The sequence below is a fragment of the Vibrio rhodolitus genome (assembly GCF_003350325.1).
Lineage (GTDB): Bacteria > Pseudomonadota > Gammaproteobacteria > Enterobacterales > Vibrionaceae > Vibrio > Vibrio rhodolitus.
Window position 1 is genome coordinate 101631 of record NZ_QLYZ01000003.1, and the last position, 16348, is coordinate 117978.

17 protein-coding genes are annotated in these 16348 nt (G+C 43.7%); 12 read left to right on the forward strand and 5 right to left on the reverse strand.

Features of this window, described 5'->3' with window-relative positions; translation table 11 throughout:
* The first annotated feature begins 1247 nt into the window (after positions 1-1247).
* The 8 genes from DPF93_RS04000 (at position 1248) to DPF93_RS04035 (ending at position 9751) form a co-directional block, all read left to right on the forward strand.
* A complete protein-coding gene (locus tag DPF93_RS04000) occupies positions 1248-2465 on the forward strand; it encodes a ParA family protein (protein WP_114764934.1) in 1218 nt (405 codons plus the stop codon).
* A gap of 7 nt (positions 2466-2472) precedes the next feature.
* Complete coding sequence (locus DPF93_RS04005) at positions 2473-3444, forward strand: ParB/RepB/Spo0J family partition protein (RefSeq protein ID WP_114764935.1); 972 nt, start codon at positions 2473-2475, stop codon at positions 3442-3444.
* 190 nt (positions 3445-3634) lie between these two features.
* A complete protein-coding gene (locus DPF93_RS04010; protein WP_114764936.1) occupies positions 3635-5635 on the forward strand; it encodes a tRNA(Met) cytidine acetyltransferase TmcA in 2001 nt (666 codons plus the stop codon).
* Positions 5636-6001: 366 nt separating this feature from the next.
* Positions 6002-6301 carry an STAS domain-containing protein gene (locus DPF93_RS04015; protein WP_114764937.1) on the forward strand — a complete coding sequence of 100 codons (300 nt, stop codon included), beginning with the start codon at positions 6002-6004 and terminating at the stop codon, positions 6299-6301.
* Between the two features lie 9 nt (positions 6302-6310).
* Complete coding sequence (locus DPF93_RS04020; RefSeq protein WP_114764938.1) at positions 6311-8008, forward strand: ATP-binding SpoIIE family protein phosphatase; 1698 nt, start codon at positions 6311-6313, stop codon at positions 8006-8008.
* A gap of 208 nt (positions 8009-8216) precedes the next feature.
* Entirely contained in the window at positions 8217-8762 is a 546-nt protein-coding gene (locus DPF93_RS04025) for a GNAT family N-acetyltransferase (protein ID WP_114764939.1), read from the forward strand.
* Between the two features lie 102 nt (positions 8763-8864).
* Positions 8865-9428: a LysE family translocator gene (locus DPF93_RS04030; RefSeq protein WP_114765153.1), complete on the forward strand. Its 564-nt coding sequence runs from the start codon at positions 8865-8867 to the stop codon at positions 9426-9428.
* A 26-nt stretch (positions 9429-9454) separates the two neighbouring features.
* On the forward strand, positions 9455-9751 hold the full coding sequence (locus tag DPF93_RS04035; protein ID WP_114764940.1) for an antibiotic biosynthesis monooxygenase family protein: 297 nt from the start codon (positions 9455-9457) through the stop codon (positions 9749-9751).
* Between the two features lie 39 nt (positions 9752-9790).
* Here the strand turns inward: DPF93_RS04035 and DPF93_RS04040 are convergent, their stop codons facing one another.
* The gene (locus DPF93_RS04040; protein ID WP_114764941.1) at positions 9791-10111 is read right to left on the reverse strand and encodes a DUF3861 domain-containing protein; all 321 of its coding nucleotides are present in this window, start codon (positions 10109-10111) and stop codon (positions 9791-9793) included.
* Positions 10112-10265: 154 nt separating this feature from the next.
* Between DPF93_RS04040 and DPF93_RS04045 the strand changes: the two genes are divergently transcribed.
* A complete protein-coding gene (locus tag DPF93_RS04045; RefSeq protein ID WP_114764942.1) occupies positions 10266-10691 on the forward strand; it encodes a MarR family winged helix-turn-helix transcriptional regulator in 426 nt (141 codons plus the stop codon).
* Between the two features lie 77 nt (positions 10692-10768).
* Here DPF93_RS04045 and DPF93_RS04050 read toward each other — a convergent pair whose 3' ends face one another.
* A complete protein-coding gene (locus tag DPF93_RS04050) occupies positions 10769-11335 on the reverse strand; it encodes a TetR/AcrR family transcriptional regulator (RefSeq protein ID WP_114764943.1) in 567 nt (188 codons plus the stop codon).
* 88 nt (positions 11336-11423) lie between these two features.
* Here DPF93_RS04050 and DPF93_RS04055 point away from each other — a divergent pair, with 88 nt between their 5' ends.
* The gene (locus DPF93_RS04055) at positions 11424-11963 is read left to right on the forward strand and encodes a dihydrofolate reductase family protein (RefSeq protein WP_114764944.1); all 540 of its coding nucleotides are present in this window, start codon (positions 11424-11426) and stop codon (positions 11961-11963) included.
* A gap of 24 nt (positions 11964-11987) precedes the next feature.
* Here the strand turns inward: DPF93_RS04055 and DPF93_RS04060 are convergent, their stop codons facing one another.
* On the reverse strand, positions 11988-12893 hold the full coding sequence (locus DPF93_RS04060) for a LysR family transcriptional regulator (RefSeq protein WP_208638759.1): 906 nt from the start codon (positions 12891-12893) through the stop codon (positions 11988-11990).
* A gap of 132 nt (positions 12894-13025) precedes the next feature.
* Here DPF93_RS04060 and grxB point away from each other — a divergent pair, with 132 nt between their 5' ends.
* Entirely contained in the window at positions 13026-13703 is a 678-nt protein-coding gene (gene grxB, locus DPF93_RS04065; RefSeq protein ID WP_114764946.1) for a glutaredoxin 2, read from the forward strand.
* Positions 13704-13712: 9 nt separating this feature from the next.
* Complete coding sequence (locus DPF93_RS04070) at positions 13713-14900, forward strand: multidrug effflux MFS transporter (protein ID WP_244204669.1); 1188 nt, start codon at positions 13713-13715, stop codon at positions 14898-14900.
* A gap of 156 nt (positions 14901-15056) precedes the next feature.
* On the opposite strand, the gene DPF93_RS04075 is transcribed toward DPF93_RS04070, so the two are convergent.
* Both DPF93_RS04075 and DPF93_RS04080 read right to left on the reverse strand, forming a co-directional pair.
* Entirely contained in the window at positions 15057-15455 is a 399-nt protein-coding gene (locus tag DPF93_RS04075) for a TrmO family methyltransferase domain-containing protein (RefSeq protein WP_114764947.1), read from the reverse strand.
* Between the two features lie 4 nt (positions 15456-15459).
* Positions 15460-16341, reverse strand: a complete 882-nt coding sequence (locus tag DPF93_RS04080) for a DMT family transporter (RefSeq protein WP_114764948.1) — start codon at positions 16339-16341, stop codon at positions 15460-15462.
* Positions 16342-16348 lie beyond the last annotated feature (7 nt).

Sequence of the window (16348 nt, forward strand, 5' to 3'; positions counted from 1 at the left end):
TGGATCCGTGTCACATAAGCCGTAATATCGTTATAGTTCCAGAAGAATAAAGAAAAAAAGATCATAAATAAAGAAAAAACTTATTGCTCTTCTAAACTGATCTTTCTGATTATATTGATCTTAATTGATTATATGATCTATTGATCTGAATGGTTTTTTGCTTTCAAGTGATTGAATATTAAGAAGTAAAAAATAGCCCATCTGAAAGCATGATCATGATAAGAACGAAAACATGATCATAGTTGAGCAGAAAGCATGATCAAAAAGATAAGAAACGATGATCATGAGTTTTATGAATCAATGATCAACGATGTCTACGAAGCATGATCATCATGCTTGCACACCTTATCCACAGGGCTATCTGTACCATCTGGTTATTTCACTCGGGATGTCGCTTCATTCGCGGTCAGTTTTTCGCAACGATGATCAAGGAGAGCGCCTATTTTAAGTGGTTTTGATTCATTATTCATCGATTTTCTAATTGAAAATCATATTTAGCTCGGAAAAAGTATGTTTTCGGCAATAGAAACAAAATCATGAAAGCATGATCAAGGCTTTTGTCGATTATGCTTCCCACTTACTTGGTTTGCTCGATTCGCCCTAGTTCTTAGCTGTATTTAGCTCAAAGCTAGTATTCATCTGCATTTGACCGTAATTAAGACTAGATTTTACATGCTTCCGGAACAATAAACACCTTGATCATTGATCCTAATCTTGATCTATATGTATTGACCACCAGAAATGGTTGTTTCATTGGTAAGTTGCCTTGATCATCTTTCCAAAAATGGGTTGTACACACGAAAGCATGATCATCATAGCCACCTTGATCATGCTTTCGTAATGACGTCTACTTGCATTGCAAACCAACAGCGATCAAGTCGCTAATTTCATGATGATTTTCCACGTTGGCCATTTTTGCATGAAATTACTCAAGTCCATTTGACACCGACCGTAATTTGTCGAGAGTTTATAATCGTTCCGAGATTTCTGCACAAAACTCACTCAATATCGATTTTTTACATTGTAAATAAGTGACACGGTAACACTTTTGTAATTCAATATTTTCAGCGTAAAGCTTAACGGATTTATTGGGTAAAAAATGACTAATTAGTTTAAAAAATCATTAAAAGGCTAAAAATATCTCAATTTAATGTGATACTTATCGATAGTAGTATGTTCACCTTTTTATTGTAAAAAGCATTAAGTGCTGTACAATGTTGGCAGGTTACTAATAATGGAATTTGGCGATGAAAAGAGAACAAACAATTGAGAATCTCATTCAGCTAGCAGAACAAACAGCACAGGTTCAAGCGGACCGTATCGAGATTGTGTTGGAAGAACGAAGTGACGAACACTTTCCTCCAATGTCAAAAGCACTCATGGAAACTCGTTCAGGTTTGACTCGTCGTAAATTGGATGAAGCGATTAGCAAGCTCGAAGCGGATGGTCATCAGTTTACTAAGAACAATGCCAACCATTACTCAATTTCATTGCAAGAAGCACATATGCTGATGGACGCGGCAGGCGTACCAAAGTTTTTTGAACGTAAGAAAAACTCAGCTAATAAACCGTGGATCATCAACGTACAGAACCAAAAGGGTGGTACGGGCAAATCAATGTCTGCGGTGCATTTAGCGGCTTGCTTAGCGTTGAACCTGGACAAGCGCTACCGTATCTGTCTTATTGACTTGGATCCACAAGGTTCTCTGCGTCTATTTTTAAACCCACAAATCAGCCTAACTGATCACGACAACATTTACTCTGCTGTCGATGTTATGTTGGAAAACGTGCCTGACGGCGTGGAGATCACCAATGAGTTTTTACACAAAAATGTGTTGCTACCAACTCAGTATCCTAATCTAAAGACGGTTTCCGCTTTCCCTGAAGACGCGATGTTTAATGCTGAAGCTTGGCAAAACCTATCGCAAAACCAATCGCTCGATATTGTTAAGCTTCTTAAAGAAAAGCTTATCGACAAAATCGCCGATGATTTTGACATTATAATGATTGATACAGGTCCTCACGTTGACCCTCTTGTATGGAACGCAATGTACGCTTCAAACGCGTTGTTGATCCCATGTGCAGCAAAACGTCTAGACTGGGCTTCAACAGTTAACTTCTTCCAGCACCTTCCTACGGTTTACGAAATGTTCCCGGATGATTGGAAAGGTCTCGAGTTTGTGCGTTTAATGCCGACTATGTTTGAAGATGACAACAAGAAACAAGTCTCGGTATTAACCGAGATGAACTATCTGCTGGGTGATCAAGTGATGATGGCGACGATTCCACGTAGCCGTGCTTTTGAGACTTGTGCAGACACTTACAGTACTGTTTTTGATTTAACAACCAGTGACTTTGAAGGGGGTAAAAAGACCCTAGCTACCGCTCAAGACGCCGTGCAAAAGAGCGCGTTGGAATTAGAGCGTGTGCTGCATAGTCATTGGAATTCACTAAACCAAGGGTAATTAACTCATGGCAATTAAAACTTCAGATTTAAACGCTAGATTATTTGGCAAGACCAACAAACGCGTTGCGACTACCGTACAGGAAGCACAGCAAGCAGCGAAAGAGCAGGCTCACGTGATTGAGCTGTCAGTTGCTGGCGAAGAGATGGTTGAATTTAAACTGACTCGTATTGAAGCGGATCAAGTTGAGAGCCAAACCGTCGTTTTTGCTGATAACGCTCGTGAGCAATCATTTTTAAACGAACATGCATTATCTGATGTTTTGATTACGCTACGCGAGCGTGGTCAACAATATCCAGCTGTTGGTCGTATGCGTGCTGATGGCAAGATTGAAGTACTCGATGGTAGCCGTCGTCGCATGTCATGTATTTTGGCGGGTAAGCCTTTTTTGGTTTATGTCGCGCAAAATATCAATGCTGAGCATGCTAAGTTTCTATCCGATGTTGCGAACGCGCACAAACCACTTTCTCTTTATGAGAAAGGTAAAGAGATGCAAACAAAGCTAGCAAGCGGAGAAGCAGAAGACCAAAAAGCACTGGCGAAAATGTTCCAATGCAGTGAAGCATTAGTCAGCGGTGCACTTAAAGCGGCAGATTTACCTCTTGAGCTTTTACAAGCGTACCCAAATGTTGCTGATTTAGGTCGTCCGACGATCGTTAAGCTGCACAAGCAGTTTTCTCAATTAAGCCATGCAGACAAAGGTATGTTGCTGAAGAAATGTCGTGATGACCAAGGTTTTGCGTGGCAGCGCAGCAACGCTCAGGGTGTCGCTCGTATTACTAAAGACGTTTCTGAGATGATTGAGTCTTGGGTTGAAGAACTCTCGCCAAGCAAACGAGCGGTAAGTAGTAAAGTCGATTTGATTAAAGGTCGCGTAAGCTACAGCCGTAAGGGGGCTAATTTGGCGCTAAATCTGAAAAAGATTGATGAGAAAACCATGCAGGACATTCTCTCTTTCTTAGAAGAAAAGTTGAATTAAACCCTGATTGATTGTGATTAAGAGCCGCTGACTAAAGCGGCTTTTTTGTATCTGTCGTTTGGTATTGCTGCTCAATAGAAATCTCATTTCTGTCTTTCCATTTAAACCTTCCATAATCAGCGTGCAGCTCTGCATCTAAAGCGCGGTTGGGTATATACTAGCGATAACTCATCTCTGGTTATTAAAAGTTATGTTATCCGAGCAATCATTTTTTGCACAACTCCTGAAAGTTGCACAAGTAAGCCATCACCGTTTTGGGATCGTACTTCGTGGTGAAGAGAATTGGCAGCAACAGTTGTGCTTTGCCGCTTCACAGATGGTTGAAGGCGATTGCTTTCAATTAGGCGGCGAAGCAAAAACTTATTCGCAGCAATGGCGCTCGATGAGTAAAGGTCAACAATTGCTGGGACATGAATGTCATTTGTTAGTCTGTGACTTGAGAGCAGAGTTTGATGCCAACAGCATCACTTCGATTTTGGGTACCTTGTGTGGGGGAGGGCTTGCTATCTTTCTTCATTCCGGGCAACCGGAGGGAAATGCCGCTCAGCAGTGGTTAGACCGCGCGCTTCAGCAACTACTCGTTATTGAGCAAGGAAAGCCACTACCTTCATTACCATCTATGCCAAGTTGTGATGTTACAGAGAGTGCGAGTTTTGCTGCTCAAGAGCAGGCGATTGGATTGATTAAGAAGGTAGTCACAGGTCATCGTCGCCGTCCACTCGTGTTGACGGCAGATCGTGGGCGCGGAAAAACCAGTGCGCTTGGTATTGCCTCAGCACAACTGATGTTAGAGCGAAATATACATGTGGTGGTGACCTCACCAAACATTGGTAACGTAACGCCATTATTTGACCACGCTGCACGCCTACTTAAAGGTGCAGAGAGAAGCAAGTTAAAGCTCAACTGGCAAAACTCTTCTATTCAGTTTATCGCACCGGATGAAGTGGTAAGAGGGGAGTTTGAGTGCGATTTACTTTTGGTTGATGAGGCGGCTGCGATTCCTTTACCTATGCTGCAATCCATGGTGGCTAAGTTTCATCGCACCGTATTCTCTTCCACGATTCATGGTTATGAAGGTTGTGGTCGCGGTTTTAGCCTTAAGTTTCAAGCTTGGCTGGAACAACATCGCCCTGGCTGTCGTTTTTTCCATATGCAGACACCAATTCGCTGGGCTGATGAAGACCCGTTGGAAAAATGGCAATATCAGACTTTCTTATTGAATACTGATTTACCGGCATCGCAGTTTAGCTCTGACGCCAAATTGGAGTTAGTCCAACTCGATAAACTGACACTCTTGAATAATCCTAATCAATTGCAGCAGTGTTTCGCGCTACTGGTGAATGCTCATTATCAAACTACGCCCAATGATTTGATGTTACTGCTGTCTGATCCGGCAATAAAATTATTTGCCGTGTTTGAGTCCGATGTATGTGTCGCATGTATTATCGCAGTGGAAGAAGGCGGATTAGAGCAAGAGCTTGTTCACAATATCATTGCAGGTAAGCGACGTCCTAAAGGTCAATTAGTTGCTTCATCTCTGGTCACTCAGTTGGCGAGTTCTGAGCCTGGCATTGCTAGTAGTTTAAGAGTGATGCGAATCGCCGTTCATCCAGAGTGGCAACGAAACCAAGTTGGGCAGCTTATTTTGTCGCAGTTAGAGCAAGCAACTCAGTACCAGTTTCTCTCAACGAGTTTTGGTGTGACCTACGAGCTATTGTCCTTTTGGCTACGCTGTGGGTATCGAGTAGTGAAACTTGGTAGCCAACGAGACCAAGCTAGTGGATGTTACTCTATCATCATGGTGAAAGGAGCACAGACTTGGATTGATGAAGCTGCTGAGTTGTTCTCAGCTCAGTTTCAATTTCAAGTGACCGATCTGTATCGAGATATTGATATTGATTTGATATGTGGTCTTGCTCAAGAAGGTAATTCGTCTGTGTCGTTCGCTCCTACTTTAGAACAGCGAATTTTAAATAACTACGCCTGTGGTGGCAGCAGCTATGAAAATGTCGTGGCTGTTATCGCCGCAAGAATATGGCGGGATAGTATGTCTAGCGAAAGAGCATTATCCATACGTAAATGTGTTCAGCAATGGAGTTGGTGTGAATGTGCCAAAGAGTTTGGCTTAGCAGGGCGTAAGCAAGTGGAACAACAATTGAGAAGTGAGCTCACGACGCTTCTTAATAGATAAACCCATTTACAGTGTAAAGTGAATACCGTTTTACACTGTAAATCCTCTAACTGATAGTATTGTTAGTTGTTGTGGTGCAATATTTCCTTTCGCTGTTTGTAGTTCTACATTTCTGATATCCAAGTACATCTTCCCATCTAACTCCCTTCAAGGTTGATTTTATAAAATAAACCTTGTTGCTTAATGTGCATTTCTTCCTACACTCAAACAATAAGCAACTAGTTTTATTTGATTGGTAGAGTGTGACGCCTAAAATTAACCACAACTCAAGATTTGCGTTGATTGACATATCGGGTTTCGGATATTTCGACACTCTACTCAAGCCGCTTACTATTCGCCTAGATTGGCAGCCGAGAGGGGGGACTCATGTCTGTAACATCAGAAATTGACAACGAGTCAAAGCAAGTCACTATTTTTGTTCAAGGTGCCTTTGGCTTCAACTTAATACACGATTTTAAGCGCTGCTACGCAGACAAGCGTGACTACGCATACACGATTGATTTACGTAAAGTCGACTACATAGATAGTGCGGGTCTCGGCATATTAATCAATATGCAAAATTACCTCGCCCAGCACGATGGTTCGATACGTCTCACCAATACATTACCGCAGGTACGTAAAATTCTGGCGATATCTCGATTCGATAAAAAGTTTCGGATTGAGTGAGGTGACAAGATGCGAATCATGATAATTGATGATCAAGCGACAAATCGAGAGCTGTGTCGTTTGATGCTCAGCCATGTGACGTCTCGAATTGACACCTATGCCAGTGGCGCTGGCGTGGTTGAAGAGATGCAAAAAATGGCAGCCTTACCCGATATTGTTTTGCTCGATGTGATGATGCCGGAGCAAAATGGTTTTGTCACCGCCCAGCAAATTCGGTCTGCATTCCCCGAGCAGCACATTGCGATAATCTTTCTAACCGTCCTAGATGATCACGATTCCTTTGAACGGTGTTTATCATTAGGCGATGACTTCGTACTTAAACCTGTTGAAAGTAGCGTGCTCTTGGCAAAGGTACAAGCTCACTATCGAATCGTAACTATGCACAATGAAGTGATGGCACAACGTGATGAATTGAGCTTGTTTCACGAACAGGTGCGCTATGACTACGCAATTGCCGAATCTATATTCTCTAACCTTAAAGATGAGATGAGCGCGCAAGTTAAGCATGTCTACGGCATTGATTACATCTCAACGCCTTCAACGATATTCAATGGTGATCTGATTGTCGTTGCTAATCGCCCCCATGGTGGCGTGTATGTGATGATCGCCGACGCGACCGGACATGGTTTGCCAGCCGCTATATCTGCTATACCGGCAACACGGGCGTTTTTTTCCATGGCAGTAAAAGGACTGGCGCTGGGAGAGATTGTTGCCGAGATCAATGACGTTTTAACCCGATTTCTTCCTGCAGGTATGATGCTCGCTGCGAGTGTGTTCGAAATACGTGCCAGTGGTTTTGAAGTTTCTTGGTGGGGAGGGGGATTGCCCGATGCTTATATTCTTGATCAAGATGGTCAAATCGTTCGCCGTCTTGAGTCAAAACATATGCCTTTGGGGGTGCAATCTGCAGCAGAGTTTGAAGCTAATTTGGTTCACCTCAAGTTAGAGCCTCATCAGAGAATTGTAGCTTACACGGATGGGGTTATTGAAGCGGTCAACGCGCAGGGAGAACTGTTTGGTCAAGAGCGCTTGGAGAAAGTTCTACGCTCCGGACGATCAGCCATTCCAACCTTATACCAATCAGTGCGAGAGTTTGCACAGAAGAATGTCGACGATGATTTGTCGATTCTTTCCATGGAGTTTCCGATCTCTAGCGACAAAAGCACAATTGAGGTGGAGCGGGGGGACTTTATCAGTCATTTACCGATTCAATCACAATTGAAGTTCCCGGCAAACGTCATTCGCCAGACCAGTTTAATGAATGATATTCGTCGCTTTATATCCGGTGTAATTTTTGGCGGACCGCATCTTGATTTAGTTTGCTCGGTGTTATCGGAACTGGTTACCAATGCGGTTGATCATGGATTGCTAGAAATGGATAGCGCGATAAAAGAGCAGCCTGAGGGCTTCTTTTTGTTTTATCAGCAGCGCGAAGAGAAGTTGGCTTTACTCACTGATGACGCATGGTTGAAATTGAATATTGACTACCAGCCAGAACAACACAGCTTGTTAATGGTACTTGAGCACAATGGTGTCGGTTTTGACTATCAGCAATATCCTAAGCCACAATCGCAGCTCCTACCTTACGGAAGAGGGATTGTTTTGGCGAGCGAGTTATGTGAGTCTCTCGAGTACAGTAAAGATGGAAAACAGGTTGCAGCGCTGTACCGTTTTGACGCGCCTCATCGTTTCCCCGCCTCACGTTAAATTATTTACAATGTAAATCACCTCGTGAGATGACGAGGTGATGTTCCCCCTTCGTTCTAATTTCTAACTCTATGGCACTTTCATACAAGGCAATTTGCGGTTATCGCCGCGGGAATGTCGATCTCACTCTCGGTGTTCGTTATCAACATTGAACCTTGATTCTCTCGCTGCCATAGTGAGCGCACGTTCATTTGTTTGTATAGACACAATGTTTGAGATTCAAACTCAACGCTTAACTATTCGCGATATGCTTGTTAGCGATGCAGAGCTATTTGTCGGACTTTTACAAGATAAAGAATATCAGCGTTTTTATAGTGAAGCTGATTGCCGACCAGAACACTACCGCCATCTTGCACAGCTGTTTATTGCTCAGTCACAAGAGAGTCCAAGGAAAGCCTATCAATTAGCAATAACATGCAAAACGTCTGGTGAATTTATCGGTATCGTTTGTTTACGGCTCGAGTTAGAGCATCAGGCATCGTTAGGGTTCGGGTTGAAAACCTGCTATCAAGGCAAAGCAATAATGCGCGAGGCGGTACGAGCGATCCTAGAGTTCGCTTTCACAACCTTAGGCGTTCATCGAGTCTATGCTGAAACCATCAGCAAAAACTTGCCAGCAGTAAAACTGTGCCTCGCTTTAGGTATGCGTCAAGAAGCTTGTTTTGTTCATCATCGTTATTTCAAACAACAGTGGTGGGATACCGTTGTTTTGGCGATGCGTGAGGACGAGTGGAAAAAGCGATCACTGAGGTAAAAGCTGAGAGGTAACCTCGCTGTGAAATTTACAATGTAAACTCAATAACAAGGAGGTTGAGTGGAGTTACTATTTTTTATTCCCGCCTGTTTTGCACTGAATATGACGCCGGGTCCAAATAATTTGATGGCGTTGAATAACGGCCGCTGCTTTGGTTTTAGAGCGGCACTTATTGCCGGTATGGGACGCATTATTGCTTTCGCTGGTATGATTACACTAACTGCCTCTGGGCTTGCCATCATCTTGTATGCGTCTGAAACACTCTTTCTCGTCATCAAAGTAATTGGAGCGCTCTACCTATTTTGGATTGCGGTTGGTCTTTGGCGCTCAAAAGCTTCGCTGGTTTCGACAGAGATAACACCAGCAAGTCAGTGGCAACTGTTGCGGCAAGAGTTTTTTCTGGCGGCAGGGAATCCCAAAGCCATCTTAATCTTTACAGCCTTTCTTCCACAATTTGTTGATCCGCTAAAAAGTATTAGTCAGCAGTTCGTCATTTTGGGTGCAACATTTCTTGTTTTGGAAATCATCACAATTAGCATTTATGCCTTGGCTGGTTTGTATCTTCGTCATTGGTTTGCTAAGCCGCAAATGAGCAAACTATTTAATCGAAGTTGTGCAGCGCTGCTTGCGCTATCAAGTGCCAACTTGGTCATGAGTCAGAGATAAAGCGAACCAGTAAGGATGGATAGTGAATGTTTGCAGTGATATTTAAAGCTAAGGTGGGCGAGCAAGACGAGCATTATGGTGAGATGGTTAACGTGATGCGTGATTTGGCGTTTGCTCACTACCATTGCCAAGACTTTATTGCCGTCACAGAAGAGGAGCAAGAAATTGCGATTTCTTATTGGAACAGTGAAGAAGATATTCGCAATTGGCATCAAGATAGCCAGCACAAGATTGCGCAGCAATTTGGCCAAGAGAGATGGTATCAATCCTACACGGTGGAAGTCGTCGAAGTTAGACGGCGATATAGTTTTGGTGAGAATTGAGAATTAGGGGCATTATTGCCCCTTAATCATAACTGGCGCTTAAGCATCTTGTGCTTTGAGTTTTTGTTTAATTGTGGTTTTTAGGTTATGCATAAAGTTTTTAAAGTGCGGCATTAACTCAGCAAACAAAGGATGTTTACGATGAGCCATCATTGTTGGTCCAAGTAGGCGTAGTGCAACGGCGACTTTGGTCGCGGTATTAGTTTCTAGATCGGTGCCTTGTTTGAGTTTATCTATGGTATTAAACAGGTCTTCTCGATCGTAGTGTTCAAATTCAGTGCGTTGAATAGATTCGTCATTGGTCGAAATTTCTTCGATAGTGACGCGGTAACGTTTTTCTCGGCGAATTTTCTCAATCATCTTATGCTCTCATTTTTAAAACTGGTTTCGGGCGATATTTCTACAACTTGGTTGTTCGCAGTGACTGGAAAGATTGCAATAACCGTTAATTAAGTTGATAATGTCAACTATAGTGTTTTGGTTGATAAAGTCAACTATATTTTGAGGGTATAAAATGGCTGATGAAAAATCGTTAGAAACTCTGTTTCACTTAGTGCACAGTTTGAAGCGGAATTTACATGAGCAGATAGAGCAGTTGGATTTGGATATCGCGCCGATGCATGTCAGGGTTTTGAAGATAGTCACCCATCAACCGAACTGCACGGCTGTCGATATAGCCGGCTTTTTGTCTCGTGATAAAGCGCAGGTCACGCGATTGCTTAACACCTTAATTGAAAAGCAGTTGATTGAAAAACGCCCGAATCCGCAAGATAAGCGCAGCCAGTGCTTAAAAATAACCGAGAGTGGTCAAGCGATAGTGAGCCAGATAGCCAGTGTGGATACTAAGCTGCATGATAAAATGACCGCAGACTTGAGCGCTAAGCAGCTTGAACTGTTTGAGCAAATCGCCGGGCAAATGGTACGAAACCTCAACGATTGATGGGCGACAAATTCTCTAGCAGCGGCTATGCAGGCTTAATATGCCCGCATAGCGCTCCCAAACGCCTTCTAGAGCGTTTAAACATCCTTTCTATATATGGAGTCGCAAATAAGATTTAACGGTCCCTCAATCATTTCTAGCGTGATTTTGACCTGAGTTTGATTGCACTTCATCGCCAACGCGACACCATGTAGATAATCCACCAGCAAATGCAGCGCGTTTTGTTGATGTTCTTCCGGCAACGTTAGTTCATCGACAATGGCGTTAAAATGCTGTTCAAAGCGATTTGCAGGTCCCTCCAACTTCATCGACAGCAAGGTATCTAATAGCCCTGAGTAACGCTGTAAGAGTTCTAAATAACTCCAGGCGAGGCGATTGAGTTCTTGCTGCCAACTCGCACCTTGTTGCGGTTGGTAGATCTGATCGATCAGTGACACTGTGATCGACTCAAGCAGATCATTTTTATTGGCGTAATAGTGATAAATCGCCATGGCATCGACGTCTAATTCAGCGGCTAAGTTGCGGATACTTGGCACTTTACCTTGATCAAGCATCATGCGTTTGGCTTGAATCATGATCGAATCACGGTTTAAACGACCGGTCACGCCACTAGGTCGTCCTCTACTCTTGTTCTTGACACTCATCGGGATCAACTAATACACTTTAATTCTACAGTGTAGAAATTATAGAAAAGTTCCTTCTCTTTGCCAACTAATTTACCGGAGTATTGCTGTGTCTAATATTGTTTATATCGCCACAAGTATTGATGGGTTCATCGCTGATAAGAATAACCAGGTTGATTGGTTGCACGATACCCCGAATCCGAATCTCGACGGCTCGGATTTTGGTTTCGCTGCGTTTATGCAGCAGGTTGATGCGCTAGTAATGGGGAGAAATACCTTTGAAATGGTGGCGAGCTTCGATTGCGATTGGCCTTATACCAAACCGGTATTTGTGCTCAGCAATACACTGTCGTCGATCCCAAGTGAGTATCAAGACAAGGTGTTTTTAGTTAAAGGTGACCTAAAGCAGGTGGTGGCAGAGCTTAATCAGCAAGGATATCAACATCTTTACATCGATGGTGGTAAGACGGTGCAAAACTTCCTTGAACAAGATCTGATTGATGAGATGATCATTACCACTATTCCTGTGGTGTTGGGCGGCGGGGTGCCACTGTTTGGTGAGTTAGCCGCCCCACTTAAATTTACCCACGTTGCAACTGAACGTTTCCTAGATTGTTTGGTGCAAAATCACTTCGTGCGCCTGAGATAGTTAAAAACGCCACACAAATGCTATCTAAACAATATTCGGCAGGTTATGTGGCATCCACTGTTTAAGATGATCTAAAAACAGCGAGAGGCGATAAGGGATGTGTTTGCGCGTAGGATACATCCCATAAATTCCAACAGGCGGAAATTCAGCAATCCCTTTAATCTCGACTAATTCGCCCTTGGATAAAGGCTGGCTGACAAATATTTTTGGCAGCATGACGATGCCCATTTCATCAATCACGGCTTGGATTAAGGTATGAGTATCTGAGATGACCGCGATCCACGGCTGTCTAAAAGTAACGTTCCTACCATCAACGCTCAAGATCCAGTTGTCACCATAGCGATTTGTTCCCATATGCAAACAATCATGTTGCTCGAGATCGGCAAGATTGGTTGGTGTACCGCGTAATTGCAAATAACCAGGCGACGCATAGAGCCCCATCGTTGTCTGACCTAACTTGGTTGCGATGTAAGATGAGTCCTGTAATTCAAAGGCGAATCTAAAGGTAAGATCGATTTCGTGTTTAATAAGATCAAGTTGTTGGTTGGCAAGTACCAGATCAAAGCGAATGTTTGGATAGTCGTGACGAAACAATTTGATCGCTTGCATCAATATTGGTCCCATCGCATCGGGCGCAGATAGGCGGATCAACCCCGTCGGATTCACTTGGTGAGTGCTGCTAAGCGAATCTTCCAGTGCATCGATCTCATTCAAGATCGCTCTTGCTCCCTCATAATAGCCTCTGCCTCCAGGGGTTAACTGCATACTGCGCGTTGTACGATTGAGCAGAACAAAGCCGAGTTGATTCTCTAATGCCGCGATATGGCGACCGACAATCGCCGGTGTGAGCTTCAAAGATTTTGCCGCTTTTGCAAAACTGCCTTGATCGACAACGGTGCAAAACAGCTGCATGTTTCGGTATTTATCCATTCGATACTATTTGTATATTGTTAAGTGATATTTGTGCTAATTGTGTCCAAATAGTATAGGTATTATCTTTGCTCTCGCCAACATATAGCGACGTTAATGAGCGTCGCTACTGCCCATTTTGAAAGAGAGATCATGATGAAATTGTATGTATTTGATAGCTGTCCTTACTGCGTTCGCGTAAAAACATTGATTGGTTTAAAGAAGCTTGATGTTGAACTAATGCCGTTTGCCCTTGGTGAACTACCGCAGCAAGTCGCAGATAAACTGACTCAATTTACGGTTCCAATCCTCGAATATACCAATTCTGAAAGCGGCACAGAGCTGATGACAGAAAGCTTAGATATTCTGCAAAGGTTAGATTCACTTTCTCAGCCTTATCTAGCCAGCTATCAACTTTCTTCGCAACTGGAGCAAATTTTGGCGCAGCTTAAGCCTCTGACCGCTCAGTTATGCTATCCGCGTATGCTGCATTTAAACCTACCTGAGCTTGCTACTGAGAGCGCGGTTACCATGTTTACGCAATCACGTCAGGAAATGTTTGGCACTAGCTTAGATCAGTTGTTAGCGCAAACCTCAATGTATCTTCCAGCGCTTGAGCAGGCACTCTTTGAGATTAGCCAACAATTGGATTTGGCTAGTGCAGCTAACCAATCACGTGATTTGACGATTGATGATATCGCGTTATTCGCTGAGTTACGCAATTTGACCATGATTGGTGAGCTAACGATGTCTAGCTCAATTACTGCTTACTTGCAGACGATTTCTCGGCTTAGCGGTGTTGCGCTATACACGCCAATTTTTGCTCAATAAGAGGGTTTTATGATGGCAAATAGCAAGCTGTTACCACTGCTGATCATTTTCTCATTGGTGCCTCTGGGACCTTTGGCAATTGACGTCTATTTGCCGTCGTTTCCTCAGATGATCGAGGTGTTTTCTGTCACGGATGCCGCGATGCGTCAGACCATTTCGATCTATATTTTAGTGCTGGGTGTCAGTCAATTGCTCGCGGGACCACTTTCAGACCGATTTGGACGACGATTTTCTGCGGTGATCGGCAGCTTGATCTATGCATTAGGCAGCTTAACTGCCATCTATTCACAGACGATTGAAACGTTATATTTTGCCCGTGCTCTGCAAGGTTTGGGCGCTTCGTTCACAATGATCACCGCAATGGCGTGGGTGCGAGATAACTATCATGGCAACAAAGGGGGGAAATTACTCAGCTATATCGGTGGCGTGACCAGTGCTATTCCGACGATCGCGCCTCTGGTTGGAAGTGGCTTGGCGACAGCGCTAGGTTGGCAAGGCGGTTTTTATATGATGACCGCGATTGGCGCGCTACTCGCTTTATCGGTGTGGGTGAGTTTGGAAAAGCCGAGTAAGCCAGTATCAAACCTAGCTCAGAATAACAAAATACTGACCTGTGATGTGAAAGCAATCTTCCGCAATAAAGCGTTTGTTCGCTATTCTGTGGCGAACATGCTTAGCTTTGCCGGATTATTAACTTATGTCGCTGTGGCACCAAGTGTTGCAATGGTCGAAGCTGGCTTAAGCCAAGTGATGTTTTCTGTTCTGTTTGGGGCGATTGGCGGCGCACAAATCTTGTTTAGCTTGCTCGCACCAAAATTAATCCAGCGAGTGGGGCGCAAGCACACGGTGTTAGTTGGTTCGAGTTTAACCGCGCTGGCAGGTATCGGGCTAATCTTGTTTTCATCAGCTAATATTTATGGTTTTTTTGCTGTTGCTGCGATGGCCAGTGGTGGTTTCAGTTTGATGTCAGGGGCGGCAATTTCATTGGCTCTAGAACCTTTTGAGAACTGTGCAGGATTGGCAGCATCGCTGGATGGCTTCCTGCGTATGGTTGGAGGTGCGGTGATTGTGGCACTCTTAGGGTGGGTGACTTCTGACAGTACATTGAGCTTAGCGATAGTTTATCTATTGTCAGTTCTGCCGATATTGATGATTGTTTTGCATGGCAAATATCAGCGCCAACCATTAAAAAGTTGAGATTAACCTGATTCTTTGAGTGAGTTTACACTGTAAAAAGGAAAAAGCGGTGAGTTGAAATCACCGCTGTTTCTATACTCTCAAGATCTCTCACATCTCTAATCATCTATTCTCACATCTGTAGTTTTAAATTTTCAGATCTATAACTCTCAATTCTCATATCTCATTTCTCTCTTGATAAATTGCCGGTTTTATATCGAGTAAAGGTGTGCCGTTTAAGCAATCTAACCCTCTAACGATCAGATAGTCTTCACCAATCTCCGCAATCGGAAGAATGGCCGCACCTATAGGATTAGGACGGTGTGGTGAGCGGAGTGCAAACGTGCCTAACTGTTGTCCTTGTCTACTTTGTAGCATGAGATCGCGCTTTGCCTGCTCAAGCCAGTAAAGAATAAGAATGGGCTGCCCTTTCGCGAGACCGGTTAGAGCACTTTTGTATTGATGATCTAGCTGAATGCGGCAAGGGCTTTGATGTTGATGGATGTTATGTGGACATGCATCAAGGGTTGCAAAAGGAGTTTGGATGGAGCCGATGTAGTTTAAAACATTATTCATGGCGTTATTCCTCACGCATTGAAATTAAGCTATAGAAAAACAGAGTGATTAAGATGATGGCTCCGCCAATTAAGCTTGCGTTGGCTGGTATTTCAGCAAAGAAAATGAGTGCCCAAATTGGAGCGAGAACCGTTTCTAGCATTAATGTCATTGAGACTTCAGCAGAGGTAATGTAGCGCGTGGCAACCATTGAAAATACGCGTCCTAGCGGTGCTGTAAGCAATCCCATTGCAGCCATGATCAGCCAAGTCTTTAAGCTATATTCGCTGGGAGCGGCAAAGAAAAACATGACGATTGCCAGTAGCAATCCACCTAAGCCAACAGCAGCTAAGCGACTAGCGTGATGAAATTTGCGTAGTAAGGTAAACATTAGCGAAAGACAGATCACGGAGAACAGGGCAAGTAGATCACCAAGCCAGTAGCCGGAACCAAATGATCCTGAAACCACCACACTAATACCGGTCATCACTGCGATGATCGCCACTATGGTTGAGTGGTTGATCTTTTCTTTCAACATTAGCCAACTGAACATCGCGGCGACGGCTGGCGTGGCACTTAAGATGATAAATGTGTTCGCGACCGAGGTATTTTTGAGACTAAATACTAAGCCGGAAGCGCTCCCCACTATAAGTATCCCCGCAATCAGCAATGGCCAACCGCTCTGTTTGACGGCTTGTCTGATTCCGCGTTTATCATTGATTTTAAGCAAGATCGGCATTGAGATAGCACTGAATAAGCCAAATAAAAAAGCGGTATCGAAGCCACTGACGTTGGCGTAGCGAATAAATATCGGATCTAAGCTCATTAGCATTGCGCCACCAATCGCGAGCAAAAAACCATGACGGCGGGTTGGGTTTGGCTGGGTCATGTCACTGGTTAAGTTCATGAGAATT